Below are 19,739 nucleotides of genomic sequence, written 5' to 3' on the forward strand. Positions count from 1 at the left end.
CCCGTCAAGCGCTGGGCCCCAGGATGGGGCCTGCAGCGCGGTCCTCCCGGGAGCAAGGCCGGAGTGAGGGGACCCCGGAGCGTAGCGTAGGGGCCGGATGATGGGAGCGGGCGGCTTTGGTTACTTTGGCCAAGACCAAAGTAACCCGCCGGAAGGGCGGAAAGGTGACTGTGCGCCACCATCGCAAATGAATGCGTACCTGATCTAAAAGCCAAAAGCCGCGCGCGTGTTCGACAGCACGGCTTGTGAAGTCGTATTTCGATAGTTCGCAAACTCTGCCTTCTCACTTGCCAAGGCATTGCCCCACCAATGAATGCCAAAGATCATCAGTAGCGGGCCGACAATCGCAGCAACGCCCCAGGCCATGACGGGTTTCATGTCGCGAAGTACCATGCCGGTCTCCTGTGCTTTGACTTGGACAATCCAGATGAAGCTGAGCCAGAGCACAATGAGCACTCTGGCGACAGCTGATGATGTTTGAGGCGGGGCGGCCTGAAGCTCGTGACTACTCGACGCTCACACTCAGCGCATGGCTGGCCACGCCGTGACACCCGCATGCCAGCCGATGGCCTTGCAGCACCACCGGCTTACCGTTCAGGCGTCGGCTTGGATGCCCTTCGATAAAGGCAAAAACCCCTTGGTGAAGCGGGCAACTGGCCTTGTCGCCCAACACCGCTGGCGTTTTACCGTTGACGGTGTGGGTGCCGGCCAGCTGGCATGACAGCACGCTGCCCCCGCTACTGGTGGGGTCGCCCAGACAGATGGGAGGGTTCATGCCTAGGATCGTCCGATACTGGGGAGGCCATACTTGAACGGGTCAGCGCCACGGTTCTGCTGGTTCTTCGCTTTGCGTGCCTCATCTGGCGGGCTGATCATCTGCACGGTGAGGCTGCCGTCGCTGCCGGCGTACACCACAGCACTGGCACCGCCATCGAGGTAGCTGGCGATGGTGGCCAGGTTGATTTCCACCAGTGCGCCGCTGACCCCGGTATTGCCCAGGCGCCGACCTATGTCATAGCCTTCGTCGACATTGCCCACGTCCAGGCCTTGGCCGTCGGTATTGAGGCTGTGCAGGGCGTTGGTCAGGGCGATTTCTGCTTCAGCGTTGTTAGTGGTGTCGTAGAACACGCGCACCGGTTTTTGCCCAGCGGGCAGGGTATCGAGGGCCTTGAGCCAACCCGCCTGCAAGGCCTTGGCCTGCAATGCGGGTTTGAGGCGCTTGCCCTGTTCGTCCTGCATCGAGACCTTGATCGGACGGTGCAGGTAACCCAGCACTGGCGCTGCGTCGAACTCCTTCAGTTGGTGTTCGGCCCAACGCACGGGCAGCCAGGGGGACGGTTCGAAATGGCCTGGGCCGCGGTTGTCGATGGTTTTCCACAAGTTAGGTAGTTGCGCTTGCCAGTAGGCGGTGGACATGGTGCCGGGTGGTAATAGTACTTTATTGCCTTTGGCATGCTCGGCGGCTACATACCAATCTCCAAAGGCCTTGCTCCGGTCCCAATAAAACGCCCACAACTTGCCAAAGTCAGTTTTTTTGTCCTGATTGTCCTCGGCGTTACGAGTGACGAAGGGACGAATGTAGCGGTCCACTCGGTCCGAACGTGTGACCAGCAGGCCTGTCATGCTTTCGTAGATCGTCGGAACCACGTGGCCATTTTGCAATCCCGGTGTGCCGGGTTTGCGATAGCCGTTTCGCGTCACGTCACCATCCTCACTTGCGATCAAGGCTTGTGGCACCTTCGGGTTATCGTCAAAAAACGTGAACAGTCGCTCGATCATGCCTTGAGCATGCGTCGTGCTTTCATTGTCTTGCCACAAAAACTGGGTAACGCCCAAGGTCGCGGCGTTACGGCCTGAGTTGATCAGGCCTGCTGCACTGTCGGCGTTGTCGTAGGGGGCGGGCGGTCCCAGCGCAAACGCCGGAATTGGCCAGTACGCTACAGCCTCACCTGCCGAGTTCTTGAATGCGATACGGACTTTGATGCCTGCAGAGTTTCTCCTGGAGGTTAATGACGGGTTGTAGTCTTTCGCGTCCTGCGAGTAAATCGATGCGAAATTGTCGTTCTTCTTTTTTATGAACTGCCAGATTTTGGACTGGCCATCTGTGTAAATGCCAAGTCCGACTCCCCGAATTTCCAAGGCGTAGGTGCGGACTTGGGTGGCCTGCTGTTCAGCGTTTCTGAGCTCCATCTGGTTTCGATAATTGGCAAACTCTGCCTTCTCACTTGCCAGGGCATTGCCCCACCAGTGAGTGCCAAAGATCATCAGTAGCGGGCCGACAATCGCAGCAACGCCCCAGGCTAGGACGGGTTTCATGTCCCTAAGTACCATGTTAGTTTCCTGTGCTTTGAGTTGGACAATCCAGATGAAGCTGATCCAGAGCACAAGGAGTACCCCGGCGATCCACAGATAAGGTTTAAGGTTGGGCCGCGTCTGAGGGGAGGGCGGAGTGTCCTTCATCGGCCAACTCCTTGTTCGGATGCTGTGACTACCAGGGACGGTGGCGTAAGCGATACCAGACCAGAAGGTGGGAATACGCCTTCTTCATAATACAGAGAACTGGCAGTCACTAATGCTTGGGCCTCCCCACTCAGTCTTGCCCACCCCGGCAATTTAATGATTTCCATAAATGTCGCTTTATCCAACTTCCAATCCGCAATCGCAACCAACAGCTCCCGCATATCCGGATCATCAAGGCTGTGAGCCTGGCCGATAGCAATATCCATCGCCGTTACCCAGCGCTGGTTTTCCGGGCTGCGCAGAACAGCCGAGTGGTAGCTGTTTGCCTCCCTTTCTTTCGGATCTTCAGGCATCCGCTTCTGAATTTCATTAGGCGTTTCTTCACGGTAAATGACGTACTCCTTCACCTCTGAGCCTCGATGCACGGCAGCTTGGCTTATGGCTGAAGTTTGGTCACCGGGCTCTTTGCCAGCGTTCCACCGGGCCAGTTCTGCATCCGAGTTCACGCGATGAGGGCTGGTACGCACCTTGAACCATTTGAAGCGGGCTTTCGGATTGCCCAGCGCGGAGCGGATACTCACGTCATCGGGGCTGTCCATGCCTGCCTGTGTGGGTGTGCCCTCCTTTGCCTCGCCGCCAAACAGCTTAGGAGCATGGGGTGGAGTCAAAGGTTCGGCATTGATCAGCACTTCTTCACCTTTTGCTATTGGCGCTTGCGAGGCGATGGCGCCGCCTGACCACCCGCCAGGGTAGCGGGGTTCCCCTTTGGCACGCAGCACCGTTTGTTGTATGGCGTCGCCGACCAGGACCGGCTGACCGTCGCGATGACGCTTGGTCCACAGGCGCTGGTAAAACCGCACGGACTGCAACGCCGCCATCGCCGGTTTGCCGTCCGGCAAGGCATTGGGTACCCCATACGTACCGATGCCATGCACGTCGTCCAGGGCGACCGTGGTGTCATCCGGGCAGAAGTACAGGTAAACCTTGCCGCGATTATCACGCTCGGGAAAAACGGTGAAGTTACCTACCTTGTCCTTGCGCGAGCCCTGTATGGGTGACCACTTGGGGCCCGTGCGACCGCCGTAGGTCTTGCTGTCCCTGAGTGCGGACAGCGGCGGCTGGGCGTGGGGCGCCTGGGTGACTGCGGTGGCGATGTTGATCAATGTGGCGAGCGTGTCATGGCCTTTGGGGGTGGTTTTGGGCAGCACACTGTAAGGCGTGTCCACCATGATGACGGTGTCGGCACAGCGTTGGCCCTTGTCGATCAACAGGGCTTGCGCAAGCAGGGTAATCAAGGTGCCTTGACTGTGGCCCATGATGGTGATGGTTTCATCAGGCGATACACGGCGGATCTCACTGACCAACATGGCCAATCGCGTTGCTGCGAGCACAAAGTAACGCCGGTGTGGCCCTTTACCCATGTACTGGGTGTTGGAGAGCATGGGTTGTGCGAGATGCCGGATAACCTTGGCAAAGCCTGGGCTGTACATCTCCAGCAGGTTGTTGGTGGCATTGGCGAAGAACCCGCCGCCTTTGGCGAAATGCCGGTCCAGACGGTTTTCGAATACGTCCTGGTATTGGCCGCGCAGTTTGGTCGGGTCGTCGTTCTTATCGCGCTTGATCTCGCCAGGCTCAGCGCGATAGCCCCAGTAAAACGGGATCATCAGGCTGCGGGTTTTGGGGTCGTCCGCATCTCGCTGATAAAGGAACGTGTCTGGGTCGTCGAGTGTGGCTTTGTGATCCTCACCGAGTTCCTCAGTCGGGATTTTTCTTGCAGCACTGTAGTCAGCCCCGTACCGCCCCGGCTTCAGATCAGGCCGGTCCAAACGCTCGTTCACCCCTTGGCACAACCCTGTCTCCACCGACTCGTAGGAAGCCCCCGGGTCATTCACACCGTGCAAGAAAATCACCACCCCTGGCAGGTCGGCGGGCACTTCCATTTTGCGTTCGGTGCTGAAGTTGGGCACCAACCGAGTGACGCTTTCAGCCACGGTAATTTGATCGCCACTCATTGGCTGCCTCCTTTGCTGCTGGTGCTGCGCAGCGCGGCCACTTGTGCCTGGTGCATCGCCTCGCGCTCGACGTGTTCGGTGAGCCCGCTGGCATCAGTCAGGCCTTGCACGGTACTGCCGTCTTCAAGCTTGATCTGGTAGGCGTGGTCTACGGCCATCCGCACGCTGTCGTCGGCATGCCCCGGGTAGTGGAAGGCCAGGCGTTGTGCCGCCGGGTCGCGGGTGAAGGCCGGCACCTGGGCGCTGTCGGTTTTAGCGCCGACCCAGTCATGCTCGCTGGCATGGACGATCACCTTGCCCTGGCTGCCAATTTCGACGCCGCCACCGATCTTGATGTAACTGCCATCGTCGGCCACCAAACGAATGGTGGGTGCGGTGACGACTACCTCGCCTTCGGCGGCTGACAGGTGCAGGTTCTTCTGCGCATTGACGGTGATGTCGTCTTCCTGAGCCTGGACCAGCACTTTGCCGCGGTTGGCGATGGCACTGATGCCTTCATCCTGAGCGAAGGCACTGATGCCCTTGCCGGCCTGCAGGCGCATGGCGGCGCCGCTGGTCAACTGCAGATGGTCCTGGGCGGTGGTGTCGTGGTTGGCGCCGGCGTAGTGGAGTTGCGAGCGCGGTGTGGCACTGGCAATACCCGCTTCTGCCGCAACGGCCATGACGGGTTCGCCGGGGCTATCGCTGTCGGGCGCAGGCCACTGGTTCAGGGCCTGACTCAAGGCGTCGATACCCTCGCTGTTCATGGCTGCACCGCCTCGTGCGGCGGCCGTTTGCCCGAGGTTCTTGAACAGTTCGCCACACTCGGCCAGCAGCTTGAGCAGTTCTTCGCGGTCCAGCTGCGCCCCCGTGGCGTCCTGCCGTGCGTAGGTGGTCAGCAACAGGCCCTGGGCGGCGCGCAGGGCAATCGCGGCATCGGTGCGCAGTTCGGCACCGTTGCCTCGGGCCTTGGCCTGGCCGTCAGTGCGTGGCTCGGTGAGCTTGCCCAGGTTGAGTGCCGTGGCGTGGTGCGTGGTACCGACGCGGGCACGCAGGGCGCCTGGTGTGTCGTCGAACAACAGCTCGTTGAAACCGCGGCCCTTGTGCTCCTGGGTCTGGATGCCGGAGAGCGTGCGGTTGCCTGGCAGGCCTGAGGCTTTGCTGAAGCGCGGCGGCGTGTGGTCGGCGTTGTACAGCACCGAGGTGGCCACCGGGCGGTCGATATCGCCGGCCAGGAAGGTGACCAGCACTTCCTGGCCGATACGTGGCAAGAACTGATGGCCGAAGCCATTGCCGGCGCTGGGCATCGCTACCCGCACCCAGGTGGTGCCCTGCGGCAGGCTGTCGCCGCGCTGCCAGTGGAACCTGACCTGGATACGCGCCAGCTCATCGGTAAAGACTTCTTCGCCCTCCGGCCCGACCACGATCGCACTGAGCGGCCCGTTGATGGTGGGGCGCGGCACGCTGATCGGGTGGCGGTAAGGGATGCTCTGGCGAATACAGACAAACTGGTTGTCGTAACCTGCGGGCTCATCGGAGAAGTAATTGTTGCGCCCCTGATGCGCGACCGACACCAGCAGGAACTGGCGGGCGTCTGCCGGGCCGCGTTCATGGTCGAAGTGCTGGGTCAGTTCGAAGCTGTAGCCCGGCCGCATGGCCCGGCAGTTGCTGCTGCCGGTGAAGGTCTTGGCCTGGGCTTCGATGATCTCCAGGTGGCGACGCACCAGCGCTTCGCCCTCATCGCGCAGGCCATGGCTGTAGGCACCGAAAAAATCGTAGACCTCGTAGGGCGGGGCGTCGCCTTGCTCATTGAGGCTGACCATGTCGACGGACAACGGATTTCTGGGCTGCTTGTAATCGAACGTCTGGATGGCCATCTTGCCCGGTTGCAAGGCCCGGTGGCTGCGCCACTGGGTGATCGAATCACTGGTCTCGGTGACGAAGGCGCTGTGGTAGCGGATTCGCGGTTGTTCGGGCAGCGCTTCCAGGCCCTGGAATCGATCGGTGATGATCAGGCTGTGCCCGTCGTGGCTGTGATCGAAGTAGAAGAACAGACCATCCTGCTCCAGCAAGCGCAAGACGAAGTTCAGGTCGGTTTCGCGGTACTGGGTGATGTAGCTGTGGGATTTGAGTGGCTTGTACAGGCGAAACTCGAATTGGCGCAACCCGCCGTAATGCTCGAACACCGTGCGAATGACCGCTTCGATGGTCTGCTCTTGAAAGATCCGCGAGTCGACGCGGCGCGACAGCATCCACAGCCAGGGGCTCAGTGTCGCGCTGTAGCGCGCCAGGCCTCCGTCGCTGCCCAGCAGGTTGAAGCGGGTGATGTGGCCATGGATAGGGCGCACGCCGCCGTCGGCCAGTTCGATCTGCAGAAGGGCGGGCTGGCCCATCAATGATTTGAGTTCGAGCCTGGCATCCTGGCTGATCAGCGCCAGCTCGGAAACTGAACAGCGTGGACAACCCTTCATTACCGCTGAAGTGTTCCAGCAACAACGCCTGGTCGTCCTGGATGGGGGTGGTGAGCTTGATCAAACGGCGGTTTTGCGGTGCAAAAATGTTCGTCAATTCCATCGACGTCTTATTCCTTTTCGAAACAAGCTGCGCAAGGTAGCACAGGTTTCAGCAGGGTCGGCCGCATCGGGGCGCGCCATAGTTTGTCAAGACGTGACGGTCATTCCATTGTCAGGATTTTTCACCTATTGTCGGGCCTTCGCCCCTCAACGATCCATCAATCGCCATGCACAACGTCATCGTCATCACTGGTGCCAGCCGTGGCATCGGTGCCGCCACCGCCCTGCAGGCCGCCCGCGAGGGCTATCGCATCTGCATCAACTACCACGCCGACGACCAGGCCGCTGAAAGCATCCTCGCCCAGGTCCGCGCCCTCGGTGCCGAAGCCATCACCGTGCGTGCCGACGCCAGCGTCGAAGACGAGGTGATCCAGCTGTTCCATCGCGTCGATCAGGAACTCGGCCCGGTGACCGCGCTGGTCAACAATGCCGGCACCATCGGCCAGCAAAGCCGCGTCGAGGATATGTCCGAGTTCCGCCTGCTCAAGGTGATGAAGACCAACGTCGTCGGCCCCATGCTCTGCGCCAAGCACGCGCTGCTGCGCATGGCCCGCCGCCACGGCGGGGCAGGCGGGGCGATCGTCAATGTGTCTTCGGTCGCGGCGCGCCTGGGCTCACCCAACGAGTACGTCGACTACGCCGCCTCCAAAGGCGCGCTGGATACCTTCACCATCGGCCTGGCCAAGGAAGTGGCAGGCGAGGGCGTGCGGGTCAATGGCGTGCGACCGGGTTACATCCACACCGGTTTCCATGCCCTGTCCGGTGACCCCGACCGCGTGACCAAGCTCGAACCCGGCCTGCCCATGGGCCGCGGCGGCCGTGCCGAGGAAGTGGCCGAGGCGATCCTCTGGCTGCTGTCGGACAAGGCCTCGTACTCTACCGGCAGCTTCATCGACCTGGGCGGCGGGCGCTGAGGGCTGCCTGTCAGGGCAGCTCATCCGCCAGCAGCTGACGGACCCGCTCGGCCAGCGCTTCGAGCTCGAAGGGCTTGGTCAGCACGCTGGTACCCTGCAGCAGCTGGCCATCGCTGAGCGCCGCGCTCTCGTCGTAGCCGGTGATGAACAGCACTTTCAGCTGCGGAAACCGTTGCCGGCAACGCTCGGCCACCTGGCGGCCATTGGGGCCGTCGGGCAGGCCGATATCGCTCAGCAGCAGGTCGGGCTGTTCGCACTGCTGCATATGCGCCAGTGCGGCAGAGCCATTCTCGAAGGCCTCGACCTGATAGCCCAGTTCTTCCAGCACTTCGCCGACCACCAGGCGCAGCGCAGCCTGGTCCTCCACCAGTATGATGCGTTGCCCGCCCGCGCTGCTGGCCAACGGCTTGCGCGCAAAGGGCTGAGGGGGCACGCCTGGTTGTTGGTGATGGCGCGGCAGGTACAGCTCGACCCTTGTGCCCGCGCCGGGGGTGGAGAGCAAGCGCAGCTGGCCCCCCGACTGGCGCACAAAACCGTAGGTCATCGATAACCCCAGGCCGGTGCCCTGGCCCAAGGGCTTGGTGGAGAAGAACGGGTCGATGGCCCGCGCTGCCACTGCGGCGCTCATACCATGACCGCTGTCGGCCACGCTCAGCCGCACATAGTCCCCGGCGGCCAGTTCCAGCGGGCGCGCCTGCTCGCTGTCGAGCGTGAGGTTGTCGCCCTGGATATCGATGGTGCCGCCGCCCGGCATGGCGTCACGCGCGTTGATACACAGGTTGAGCAGGGCGCTTTCCAGTTGCGGCGGGTCGATGAAGGTCGGCCACAGCCTGGCCATGAAGCGACTGCGCAAGGTAATCGAAGGGCCGATGCTGCGGCGTATCAGTTCTTCCATGCCATTGACCAATGCCGAGACCTCGGTCGAGCATGGTTGCAAGGTCTGCTGGCGCGAGAAGGCCAACAGCCGGTGCACCAGCGATGAAGCCCTTTGCGCCGCGCCGCTGGACAGCGCCAGCAAAGGCTCCAGTTCTTCGTAACGCTGCTGGCTCAGGCGTTGTTGCATCAGCTCCTGAGCATTGATGATGCTGCCCAGCAGGTTGTTGAAGTCGTGGGCGATGCCACCGCTGAGCTGGCCCACGGCCTCCATCTTCTGCGCCTGGCGCAGCGCCTGCTCGGCCTTGGCCAGGCGCTGTTGTTCCTCGACCCGCTCACTGATGTCGTAGGCAAACAGATAGGCGCCTTGCACGTTGTCGTCCTGGTCGCGCAAGGCGTTGAAACGCAGTTCATAGTGGCGTGGCCCGAACGCGCCGATCTCGGTGAACTGTTCGCCTGCCAGCGCCCGCTGCCACATCGGCATGATCTGCGTATCGTCTGTCAGCTGGTGGTTGCTCACCACCGCCGGCAGGTATTCACCGACTTCCGGCGTATGGCCGTACAAGGCATGAAAATCGTGCTTGGCCTGGCGGTTGACTGCCAGCCAGCGCAGGTTGCTATCGACCACATGCACGTTGACCACGCTATGGTCGACCAGCTCGGCAAACAGGCGGCGCTCGGCCAGGGCCGTACTGACCCGCTGTTCGAGCTCTTCGTTGAGCTGCTGCAGGGCCAGCTCGGCCTTGCGCCGCTCGGTGACATCCTTGAACAGCACCGCGACCTGGCGGCGCTCTGCCGGCTCCACGCGGAAGGTGGTCACCGACAGCACATGGCCGGTGGCGACCAGCTCCTGCTCGAACTGTAGCGGCTCGCCGGTGCGCAGCACTTCACCGTAGCGGGCGACCCAGTCGTCCGCCTCGTCGGGCACCATCTCGCGCAGTTTCTGCCCGACCACGTTAGGGATGCCGGCATGCTTGGCGTAGGCGGTGTTGGCAAGAATGTGCACATAGTCGCTGAGCGGGCCATGGGGGCCGTCGAAGAACTCGATGATGCAGAAGCCTTCGTCCATGGTGTCGAACAGAAAGCGATAGATGTTCTGGTCCTGATCGGCGTGTTGCAGCAGCTGGCTCTCCAGGTGCGCGTTACGTTGGCGCAGGGTTTCGATTTCCTGATGCAGGGCGAGCAGGTCGCGGTGGGGCATGGCGACGTCCGACAGAAATGAATGGCCAGACTTTACCCGTACGCAACGCGGGCGCATAGCGGGCTACAGCGACAAGTGGCGATTTTCCAGCAGCTGCGCAACCTGCCGGTTGAGGGTCGCCAGATCGAACGGCTTGTAGAGTACGGCGCAGTGCTGGCCAGGGCTGGCATCGACCCGATTGCTGGCATAGCCGGTGATGTACAGCACGGCGAGGGTGCCGGACAACTTCTGGCAGGCTGTCGCGACCTGGTAGCCATCGATGCCGCCCGGCAGGCCGATGTCGGTGATCAGCAGGTCCGGGCGCAAGCCGCTCTGCATAGCTTGCAGCGCACAGCGGCCGTCGCTGAAAGCATGCACATGGTGCCCTTGGTCCTCGAGCACCTCGCTGATCAGCAGCCGCAGGGTGTCCTGGTCTTCCACCAGCAACACCACCTGCGGCGCTGAGCCGGACTGCTCGCTTGGCACCTGTGGCGGCACACTGGCTGGTTCGTTGGCTTCACAGGAAGCCCGTGGCAAGTAGAGGTGGATGCAGGTACCTTGCCCCGGCTCGCTGACGATGCGCAACTGCCCGCCGGACTGGCGCACGAACCCATACACGATCGACAGCCCAAGGCCCGAGCCCTGGCCCAGTGGTTTGGTGGTATAGAAGGGCTCGAACGCCCTCTGCAGCACCTCGCTGGGCATGCCGACGCCGTTGTCGCAGACGCTGACGTGCAGGTAGGCGCCGCCGGTCAAGTCCAGCGCGCGTGCCTGCAGCTCATCGAGCTGAGTGTTTTCACTGGTGATGGCAAGCGTGCCGCCCAACGGCATGGCGTCGCGGGCATTGATGCACAGGTTGAGCAGTGCGCTTTCCAGTTGGTGCGGGTCGATCTGCACCAGCCACTGTCCGGCTTGGGTCTGGTCAATGAAGGTGATGCGCGCATCGAGCGAACTGGCAATCAGCTCGTGCATGCCGGCCACCAGCTGCTGCACGTCCACCGGCTGTGGCATGAGCGTCTGTTGGCGCGAGAAGGCCAGCAGGCGCTGTACCAGTGCGGCGGCACGTTGGGCGTTTTGCCGGGCAACACCGAGCAGCCGGCTGGTGTCCTGGTAACGTTGCTCGGCCTGGCGTTGTTCGGCCATTTCCAGGGCGCCGAGAATGCCACCGAGCAGGTTGTTGAAGTCGTGGGCGATACCGCCAGTCAACTGGCCGACTGCTTCCATCTTCTGCGATTGGCGCAGGGCCTCTTCGATCTTGCGCACGCGCTCCTGTTCGGCGACGCGTTCGCTGATGTCGTAGGCGAACAGGTAACCGCCCTGGATGCGCTGCTGAGCGTCGCGCAAGGCGTTGTAGCTGATTTCGTAGTGGCGCAGGGCATTGGGCGGGCCGAGGGCGATGGTGTCGGTGAACGCCTCGCCGGCCAGCACGCGCGGCCAGACCGGCTCCAGCCATTTGACGATGTCGGGCTGGTTGGCAATGAACTGGGGAATGTAGTCGCCCACCTGCGGCACGAAGCCGCGCAGGCGCTTGAAGGTTTCCTGCGCGGTGCGGTTGATCGCCAGCAGGCGGAGGTTACGATCGGCCGCGAAGACGTTGGCCTGGCTGTGATCGACCAGCTCGCCCAGCAACTTGCTGTTGGCTTGGGCCTGGTCGATGCGTTCCTGCAGTTGTTGTGTGGAAGGGGGCGAGTCGTCAGGCTGCATGGGGCGATCCAGCGTGTGGGTCGCACAACTATAGCTGCACTTGTGCTGGCCTTCCTTCAGAACGAGCGGATGATGCGCCCCAGGGTTTCCATGGCCTGTTCGGCGGCCTCGTTCCACGGTGTGCCGTAGTTCAGGCGAATGCAGTTGCCAAAGCGCCGGGTCGGCGAAAAGATCGGCCCCGGGGCGATGCTGATGCCCTGGGCCAGGGCCATGTGGAACAGTTTCAGGGCGTCCATCTGCTCAGGTAATTCCAGCCACAGGAAGTAGCCGCCGGAAGGCTGGCTGACGCGGGTCTGCGCCGGGAAATGGCGGGCGATGGCCGCCAGCATGTTGGCCTGCTGGCCCTCCAGGGCGTAGCGCAGCTTGCGCAGGTGACGGTCGTAGCCGCCGTGTTGCAGGTAGTCGGCGATGGCCGCCTGGGCCGGCATCGAGGCGCACAGCGAGGTCATCAGTTTCAGCCGCTCGATCTTCTGCGCGAAGCGCCCGGCGGCCACCCAGCCGATGCGATACCCCGGTGCCAGGCTTTTGCTGAACGAGCCGCAGTGCATCACCAGGCCTTGGGTGTCGAAGGCCTTGGCCGGTTTGGGGGCTTGTTGCGAGTAGTACAGCTCGGCGTAGACATCGTCCTCGATCAACGGCACCTGGTGGCGGCGCAGCAGTTCGACCAGCGCCTGCTTCTTCGCCTCGGGCATGCTCGCGCCCACCGGGTTCTGGAAGTTGGTCATGCACCACACGGCCTTGACCGGGTGCTTGTCCAGGGTCTGGGCCAGCACCGCCAGGTCCATGCCCTCGCGCGGGTGCACCGGGATCTCCACGGCCTTGAGCTTGAGCCGCTCCAGTACCTGCAGGCAGGCATAGAAGGCCGGCGCCTCGATGGCCACCAGGTCGCCGGGCTCGGTGACCGCCTGCAGGCACAGGTTCAGGGCTTCCAGTGCGCCATTGGTGATCAGCAGTTCTTCCATCGGCAGCATCAGCCCACCGACCATGTAGCGCAGGGCGATCTGCCGGCGCAGTTGCGGGTTGCCCGGCGACAGGTCGGTGACCACCATGCGCGGGTCCATGGCCCGGCTGGCGCTGGCCAGCGAGCGCGACAGGCGTTGCAAGGGGAACAGTTCGGGGCTGGGGAAGGCCGAGCCGAACGGCACGGTGCTCGGGTCCTTGATCGAGTCGAGGATGGAAAACACCAGGCCGCTGACGTCCACCTCGGTCGATTCGCTCAGTGGCTCCAGCGCCTGCGGTTCACTGAACTGGCGCGGGGCATGGGCGTTGACGAAGTAGCCCGAGCGCGGCCGTGCGCGGATCAGCCCGCGGCGTTCGAGCAGGTAGTAGGCCTGGAACACCGTGGACGGGCTGACACCGTGGGTCTGGCTGGCATAGCGTACCGAAGGCACGCGCTGGCCTGGGCCGAGCACCCCGGAGCGGATCAGTTCGGCAATGTCGTCGGCGAAGCGTTCGTAGCGTTTCATGGGGGCTCGGCAGGCAAGGTGAATAATCAGTGTAAGGGATCAGCGGTTCAGTGGCGCCACGAAGCGGCTGCGGGCCACGCTGCGTACTGCGGGCTGGTCGCTGTCCTGGATCTCGAAGGCCAGTTCCTGCGAGCTGCTTGCCGGGCGCTCGGTGAGCATCGCCACCGATACGGGAAGCTCGCTCATTTCCCCGGCCGGGATGCTGAACTCGGTGCTGCCGTGCAGTTCGAAGCCTTCGGCATCGAGCAGGCGCAAGTGGTAACGCTGGGGCTGCGCGGTCTTGTTGATGACCTTGAGCAGGTAGATGTTCTCGATCTGGCCTTGAGCGTTCTCGCGGAACAGGCCGCGGTCCTTGATCACGTCCAGCGACACCATCGGGCGCAACTGCAGGGCCACCACCAGCGCGCCGATCATCAGCACCAGCGCAGCGGCGTAGCCCAGCAGGCGCGGGCGCAGCCAATGGGTGGCGCCGCCTTGCAGGCTGTGTTCGGACTTGTACCCGATCAGGCCGCGGGGGTAACCCATCTTGTCCATCACATTGTCGCAGGCGTCGATGCAGGCGGCGCAACCGATGCAGGCCATCTGCAGGCCGTCGCGGATATCGATGCCGGTGGGGCAGACCTGCACGCACAGGGTGCAGTCGATGCAATCACCCAGGCCCTGGGCGCGGGCGTCACTGCCTTTCTTGCGCGGGCCGCGGGATTCGCCACGGCGCGGGTCGTAGGCCACGGCCAGGGTGTCCTTGTCGAACATCACGCTCTGGAAGCGCGCATAAGGGCACATGTGCAGGCACACCGCCTCGCGCAGCAAGCCAGCATTGATATAGGTGGCAGCGGTGAAGAACAGTACCCAGAACAGCGCCACGCCGCTCAGTTGCAGGGTGAACAGTTCATGGGCCAGCGGGCGGATCGGCGTGAAGTAGCCGACGAAGGTCAGCCCGGTGAGCACGCCGATGGCCAGCCACAGGCTGTGCTTGAGCGTGCGCCGGGCCAGCTTGTTCAGGCTCCAGGGCGCGGCGGCCAGCTTGATGCGCTGGTTGCGGTCGCCTTCGGTGGCCTTTTCGCACCACATGAACAGCCAGGTCCAGGTGCTTTGTGGGCAACTGTAACCGCACCACACCCGGCCGGCGTAGACAGTGATGGCGAACAGGCCAAAGGCACAGATGATCAGCAGCGCCGAGAGCAGGATGAAGTCCTGTGGCCAGAAGGTGGCGCCGAAGATGTGGAACTTGCTGTCGGCCAGGTCCCACAGCACGGCCTGGCGACCGTTCCAGTCGAGCCAGGCGGTGCCGAAGAACAGCACGAACAGCGCGCCGGCGAAGGCAATACGCAGCGTGCGGTACAGGCCGGTGAAACTGCGGGTATGGATGCCATTGGCGGCAATCTGGATGGCATGGATTCGTTCGGTCATGGCGTCGGTGCTCTTACGGCCTCGATCAGGCACGAGCACTATGGCCCCCGAACTGTTTTCAGCACAGGCTCAGGTCAGGCGATAAAAACCATATCAGATTGCCGCAATTTGTGTCCCGAGCCTCAGATCACCGAGCCTGGCGTGCTGGCCTTCAGGTGCCTGCGGCTATCCACCGCACCCGCCACGGTCAGCGCGTCGGCTTCGGCTTCAGTGATCGGGAAGCGCTCGCCGGCGAGGATGGCGACGGACATGCGCAGCTGTTCGTCGGTGATGATTTCGATCTCCGGGCCTTTGCCTTCGATGCGCAGCTTGTCGCCGATGAGGGTGCAGCGTTGGGTGCTTTCTTCGACTTCGATGGGCATGGTGCGGTCCTCCGGGGGCGGTTACAGGTTGTGACCACAGGCGCTGGGAGGTTGCTGCATCGGAGTGCCGGGTGGGCACTTTGCTGTGTGTGTGCGGGTCAACCTTCAAAGGCTAACCTGTTCGGGACCCATGCAATGGATCAGATCTGGCAAACCATCCAGGCAGAATTCGCCGACATCACCAATGAACGCGAAGTCATCCAGATTCTCGTCCGCCTGCTGATGGCGGCCGTGCTCGGCGCCGTGCTGGGCTTTGAGCGCGAACACAAAGGCAAGTCCGCTGGGGTGCGCACACACATGCTGGTATCCCTGGGCGCTGCATTGTTCGTGCTGGCACCGAGCATGGCGGGCTCCGATGCACAGGCCTTGAGCCGGGTGATCCAGGGCATCGTCGCCGGCATCGGCTTTCTAGGGGCAGGCACCATTCTCAAAGGTAACGGCCAGGACACCAGCCACGTGAAAGGGCTGACTACCGCTGCGGGGCTGTGGATGACGGCGGCAATCGGTACCGCTGCAGGCATGGGGCGAGAAGCCACGGCGCTGATCAGCACAGTGCTGGCGCTGTTGGTCTTGGGCACGATGCCGCTGCTGGTGGAGAAGGTCGAGGGGCAGGACGAGGAGAAGCAGAAAGAGGAGGAGGGCAGGAAGCACTGAGGGGAGCCGAAGCTCCCCTCAAAGCGTTGTTGCCTGCTCTTTTTTTATTATTGAGGCCGGCCTTTTGTTGTTTTTGTAGGCTAGCCTTGATGTCGCGTGCGACCCCCATCCGGGGTCAAGAGCAAACGTATTTTTTTGAGCGCTGACCTGCATTCATCCTGTGGATCCGAGCCTGACTGCCGCTACCTTCAGGTAGTTTTATTGTTCTGTGTCAGCCCGCGGGGCGAACCCCTGAAAAGCCTGTCGACTCCAAAAAAATCTGCTTGCTGCGCCTCTGCCGTGTTGTTCTTGTTATGTCAGAGCCGTTACATGTTGTTTTTATTGGTTATCGCGTTTTTCTTGTTGTTGTACCAAACATATAGCAGGTGCCGTGCCAACTTTTGAAAAGTCTTTAAAATCAATGGCTTGACAGGTTTTGACGAAATCCGGCGCCCTGAGAATCTGTCGATTTGTTTCCCTGTTACCCGATTTTTTGCTGAAAACTGTGGGGGAGGTAACACTCACCCACACTCATGTGACACCTGTATGAAACTCATGCTGCGCTGCGCGCACGTGCCACCCGCGAACCGTTGGCCCGGCCCAGCACCGTGCTGATGCGTTGCCCGGCGGCGATCAGCCGGTCGAGGTCGATACCGGTCTCGATGCCCAGCCCCTGCAGCAGGTACAGCACATCCTCGGTGGCGATGTTGCCGGTAGCGCCCTTGGCATAAGGGCAGCCCCCCAGCCCGGCCACCGAGCTGTCGAACACGCTGATGCCTTCGAGCAGGCTGGCATACACGTTGGCCAGGGCCTGGCCATAGGTGTCGTGGAAGTGGCCGGCCAGTTGTGCGCGGGGCACTGCGGCCGACACCACCTCGAACAGCCGGCGGGTGTCTCCGGCCGTGCCGGTGCCGATGGTGTCACCCAGCGACACCTCGTAGCAGCCCATATCGTGCAGGGCCCTGGCCACCGGTGCTACCTGCTCGGCGCTGACCTTGCCTTCATAAGGGCAGCCCAGCACACAGGACACGTAACCGCGTACACGCACGCCATGGCTGCGCGCAGCCTCCATGATCGGCTCGAAGCGCTGCAGGCTTTCGCTGATCGAGCAGTTGATGTTGCGCTGGGAGAAGGCCTCGGAAGCCGCGGCGAACACCGCCACTTCCTTCACCCCGGCAGCCAGGGCATCCTCGAAACCGCGCAGGTTGGGCGCCAGCGCGGCATAGGTAACACCGGCGCGCTGGCGGATGCTGGCGAACACGTCGGCGGAGCCCGCCATCTGCGGCACCCATTTGGGCGAAACGAAGCTGCCGACCTCGATATAGCTCAGCCCGGCGTCGGTCAGGTCGTCGACCAGGCGCACCTTGTCGGCAACGCTGATGGGCTGGGCTTCGTTCTGCAGGCCGTCGCGGGGGCCGACTTCGACCAGGCGGACTGTTGCGGGCATGGGCATGGTGGGGTTCCTGTCAGCGTTTGTCGTTGTTGTTCAGGGTGGCAGCCAGGGCCTGCTCGCAGCGCTCCTGGGCAGTGTCCAGTTCCAGTTGCATCTGGTGGATGTCGAGCATCTGCTGTTCGAGCTGGGCGCGACGCTCGGCGATCTTCGCCAGCATGCTGTGAAGCTGCTTGAGGTTGCCGCTGCTGGGGTCGTACAACTCGATCAGTTCACGGCATTCGGCCAGCGAGAAGCCGATGCGCTTGCCACGCAGGATGAGCTTCAGGCTGACTTTGTCACGGGCCGAATAGATGCGCTCCAGGCCACGCCGCTCGGGGCTCAGCAGGCCCTGTTCCTCATAGAAGCGGATGGCGCGGGTGGTGATATCCAGTTCGCGGGAGAGGTCGGAGATGCTGTAGGTCTGGCTGCTCATGCTTGGGCTCGGCGTGGGGTATGCCAGTATCCTGAGGGCAGGTTGACGTTTACGTCAAGCAGATCAGTCGGGCTGCACCGCACGTCGGTAACCATTGGGCGTCTGCCCGCTCAGGCGCTTGAAAAAGCGGGTGAAGTAGGTCGGGTCGCTGAAGCCCAGGCTGTCTGACAGCTGGCCGATGCTCATGCGCGTATAGATGAGGTTGCGCCGCGCCTCCAGCAGCAGGCGCTGGTGGATCACCTGCAATGCGGTCTGCCCGCTCAGCGCCCGGCATAGCTGGTTGAGCTGCAGGCTGGGGATGTTCAGGCGCGCGGCGAAGTCCTCCACCGACAGGTGTTCGCGGTAATGCGCCTCGACCAGCCGCAGGTATTGCCCGAGCAGCTGCCGGTCACGTTCGTCGCGGTTACGTGGGGCTTGCCCCAGTCGCTGGCGGCGGCTGATCCACACCATCAGCGCGGTCACCAGCGCGTCGAGCATGGCCGCCCGTGCAGGGGCGTTGCCCTGGTATTCCTGCTGCAGCGTTTCGATCAGGCCGCGCAGCTGGATGCGGTCCTTGCCCAGCGGGTAACACGCCGCTTTTGCCAGCACCCCCAGCGGCGCGCCCAGGCGCTGTTCCAGGTCAGCTACCAGCGCGGTGCCGAAGGTCAGCACATGGCCCTGGATATCGGCGCTGAAGCGAAAACCATGCACGGTCAGCGGCGGCACCACCTGTATCGCGGCTTCGAGAATGGTGCTGCGCACGCCCTCGATTTCCACCTGAGCTTCGCCGCGCTGCACATACAACAACTGGAACAGCTCGGCGTGCTGGTGCGGCTTGATTTCCCAATGATGCAGGCGGCTGCGCGCCGGGATCGACTCGCAATGCAGCAGGTCGGTGCCGGGCCAGTGCTGGTTTTCGCCATATAGCTGGAACAGCGGAACGCCGGGGAGGGTGGATCTCATGTCGTGATTGCCTGTCCGTTAATCGAACGCTTTTTTTAAAAGTGCATTTTTTGCATCGGATAACACACTTATTTGGCGGTTATTGCCAGTAAAAATGCAAGGGCACCCCCTCTCGACGAGATAAAAACAATGAACACTCAGGTTGCAATCATTGGCGCCGGTCCGTCCGGCCTACTGCTCGGTCAGTTGCTGCACAAGGCGGGCATCGACACCGTCATCCTCGAACGCCAGACCCCCGAATACGTACTCGGCCGCATTCGCGCCGGGGTGCTTGAACAAGGCACCGTCGACTTGCTGCGCGAAGCCGGCGTCGCCGAGCGCATGGACCGCGAAGGGCTGGTCCATGAGGGCGTTGAGCTGCTGGTCGCTGGCCGGCGCCAGCGCCTGGACCTGAAGGGCCTGACCGGCGGCAAGACGGTGATGGTCTACGGCCAGACCGAAGTCACCCGCGACCTGATGCAGGCCCGCGAAGCCAGCGGCGCGCCGATCATCTACTGCGCCAGCAACGTGCAGCCGCACGAACTCAAGGGCGAACGGCCCTACGTGACCTTTGAAAAGGACGGCCAGACCCACCGCCTGGACTGCGACTACATCGCCGGCTGTGATGGCTTCCACGGCGTCTCGCGCAAGAGCATTCCCGAAGGCGTACTCAAGGAGTACGAGCGGGTCTACCCGTTCGGCTGGCTGGGTATGCTGTCCGATACCCCACCGGTCAACCACGAACTGATCTACGCCCACCACGAACGGGGTTTCTCGCTGTGCAGCCAGCGCTCACAGACGCGCAGCCGCTACTACCTGCAGGTGCCGCTGGAAGAGCGGGTGGAAGACTGGTCCGACGAGCGTTTCTGGAACGAACTCAAGGCGCGCCTGCCCGAAGACGTGGCACAGCAACTGGTCACCGGGCCTGCGTTGGAAAAGAGCATCGCGCCACTGCGCAGCCTGGTGGTCGAGCCGATGCAGTACGGCCACCTGTTCCTGGTCGGCGATGCCGCGCACATCGTTCCGCCGACGGGCGCCAAGGGCCTGAACCTGGCGGCCTCCGACGTCAACTACCTGTTCCGGATCCTGGTCAAGGTGTACCGCGAAGGGCGCACCGACCTGCTGCAGCAGTACTCGCCGCTGGCCCTGCGCCGGGTCTGGAAGGGCGAGCGTTTCAGCTGGTTCATGACCCAGCTGCTGCATGACTTCGGCGAGCACAAGGATGCCTGGGACCAGAAGATGCAGGAGGCCGACCGCGAGTACTTCCTGACATCGCCGGCGGGGCTGGTGAACATCGCCGAGAACTATGTGGGGTTGCCGTACGAAGAGGTGGTTTAGGGGTTGGGGGTAGGGCGAAAGAGGTTTGTCGCCTGTGAAATCGAGCGCC

General features: G+C 62.6%; 15 protein-coding genes and 1 pseudogene. 3 read left to right on the forward strand and 13 right to left on the reverse strand.

Going from position 1 to position 19,739, the window contains the following annotated elements:
- Positions 1–204: 204 nt before the first annotated feature.
- From F6X59_RS15045 to F6X59_RS15065, 5 genes and pseudogenes are all read right to left on the reverse strand, one after another.
- Complete coding sequence (locus F6X59_RS15045) at positions 205–393, reverse strand: hypothetical protein (RefSeq protein ID WP_178120093.1); 189 nt, start codon at positions 391–393, stop codon at positions 205–207.
- A gap of 112 nt (positions 394–505) precedes the next feature.
- Positions 506–775 (reverse strand): PAAR domain-containing protein, encoded by a 270-nt coding sequence (locus F6X59_RS15050; RefSeq protein WP_152956888.1) that lies wholly within the window; start codon positions 773–775, stop codon positions 506–508.
- Between the two features lie 2 nt (positions 776–777).
- Complete coding sequence (locus tag F6X59_RS15055) at positions 778–2,460, reverse strand: DUF2875 family protein (protein WP_178120094.1); 1,683 nt, start codon at positions 2,458–2,460, stop codon at positions 778–780.
- Positions 2,457–4,472 (reverse strand): DUF3274 domain-containing protein, encoded by a 2,016-nt coding sequence (locus F6X59_RS15060; RefSeq protein WP_152956889.1) that lies wholly within the window; start codon positions 4,470–4,472, stop codon positions 2,457–2,459. Before F6X59_RS15060 ends, F6X59_RS15055 begins: the two co-directional genes overlap by 4 nt.
- A pseudogene (locus F6X59_RS15065) lies at positions 4,469–7,025 on the reverse strand (type VI secretion system Vgr family protein). Before F6X59_RS15065 ends, F6X59_RS15060 begins: the two are co-directional and overlap by 4 nt.
- Before the next feature lie 166 nt (positions 7,026–7,191).
- On the opposite strand from F6X59_RS15065, the gene F6X59_RS15070 reads away from it, so the two are divergent.
- On the forward strand, positions 7,192–7,938 hold the full coding sequence (locus F6X59_RS15070) for an SDR family oxidoreductase (RefSeq protein WP_152956890.1): 747 nt from the start codon (positions 7,192–7,194) through the stop codon (positions 7,936–7,938).
- A gap of 10 nt (positions 7,939–7,948) precedes the next feature.
- On the opposite strand, the gene F6X59_RS15075 is transcribed toward F6X59_RS15070, so the two are convergent.
- The 5 genes from F6X59_RS15075 to F6X59_RS15095 form a co-directional block, all read right to left on the reverse strand.
- Entirely contained in the window at positions 7,949–10,012 is a 2,064-nt protein-coding gene (locus tag F6X59_RS15075) for a PAS domain-containing protein (protein WP_152956891.1), read from the reverse strand.
- A 63-nt stretch (positions 10,013–10,075) separates the two neighbouring features.
- A complete protein-coding gene (locus tag F6X59_RS15080) occupies positions 10,076–11,695 on the reverse strand; it encodes a PAS domain-containing sensor histidine kinase (RefSeq protein ID WP_152956892.1) in 1,620 nt (539 codons plus the stop codon).
- 56 nt (positions 11,696–11,751) lie between these two features.
- Positions 11,752–13,161, reverse strand: a complete 1,410-nt coding sequence (mapR, locus tag F6X59_RS15085; protein WP_152956893.1) for a GntR family transcriptional regulator MpaR — start codon at positions 13,159–13,161, stop codon at positions 11,752–11,754.
- Between the two features lie 39 nt (positions 13,162–13,200).
- Complete coding sequence (ccoG, locus tag F6X59_RS15090; RefSeq protein WP_152956894.1) at positions 13,201–14,571, reverse strand: cytochrome c oxidase accessory protein CcoG; 1,371 nt, start codon at positions 14,569–14,571, stop codon at positions 13,201–13,203.
- Between the two features lie 122 nt (positions 14,572–14,693).
- Positions 14,694–14,933 (reverse strand): DUF3203 family protein, encoded by a 240-nt coding sequence (locus F6X59_RS15095; protein ID WP_152956895.1) that lies wholly within the window; start codon positions 14,931–14,933, stop codon positions 14,694–14,696.
- A gap of 135 nt (positions 14,934–15,068) precedes the next feature.
- On the opposite strand from F6X59_RS15095, the gene F6X59_RS15100 reads away from it, so the two are divergent.
- Positions 15,069–15,587, forward strand: a complete 519-nt coding sequence (locus F6X59_RS15100; RefSeq protein WP_152956896.1) for an MgtC/SapB family protein — start codon at positions 15,069–15,071, stop codon at positions 15,585–15,587.
- A gap of 532 nt (positions 15,588–16,119) precedes the next feature.
- On the opposite strand, the gene F6X59_RS15105 is transcribed toward F6X59_RS15100, so the two are convergent.
- The 3 genes from F6X59_RS15105 to F6X59_RS15115 all read right to left on the reverse strand — a co-directional run bounded on the left by F6X59_RS15105 (position 16,120) and on the right by F6X59_RS15115 (position 18,373).
- On the reverse strand, positions 16,120–17,019 hold the full coding sequence (locus tag F6X59_RS15105; RefSeq protein WP_152956897.1) for a hydroxymethylglutaryl-CoA lyase: 900 nt from the start codon (positions 17,017–17,019) through the stop codon (positions 16,120–16,122).
- A 13-nt stretch (positions 17,020–17,032) separates the two neighbouring features.
- Positions 17,033–17,431: a MerR family DNA-binding transcriptional regulator gene (locus F6X59_RS15110; RefSeq protein ID WP_060513138.1), complete on the reverse strand. Its 399-nt coding sequence runs from the start codon at positions 17,429–17,431 to the stop codon at positions 17,033–17,035.
- Positions 17,432–17,494: 63 nt separating this feature from the next.
- A complete protein-coding gene (locus F6X59_RS15115) occupies positions 17,495–18,373 on the reverse strand; it encodes a helix-turn-helix domain-containing protein (RefSeq protein WP_152956898.1) in 879 nt (292 codons plus the stop codon).
- A 129-nt stretch (positions 18,374–18,502) separates the two neighbouring features.
- Here F6X59_RS15115 and pobA point away from each other — a divergent pair, with 129 nt between their 5' ends.
- A complete protein-coding gene (pobA, locus tag F6X59_RS15120; protein ID WP_152956899.1) occupies positions 18,503–19,690 on the forward strand; it encodes a 4-hydroxybenzoate 3-monooxygenase in 1,188 nt (395 codons plus the stop codon).
- Positions 19,691–19,739: the final 49 nt, after the last annotated feature.

Source organism: Pseudomonas sp. MN1F (assembly GCF_009391885.1).
Taxonomy (GTDB): domain Bacteria; phylum Pseudomonadota; class Gammaproteobacteria; order Pseudomonadales; family Pseudomonadaceae; genus Aquipseudomonas.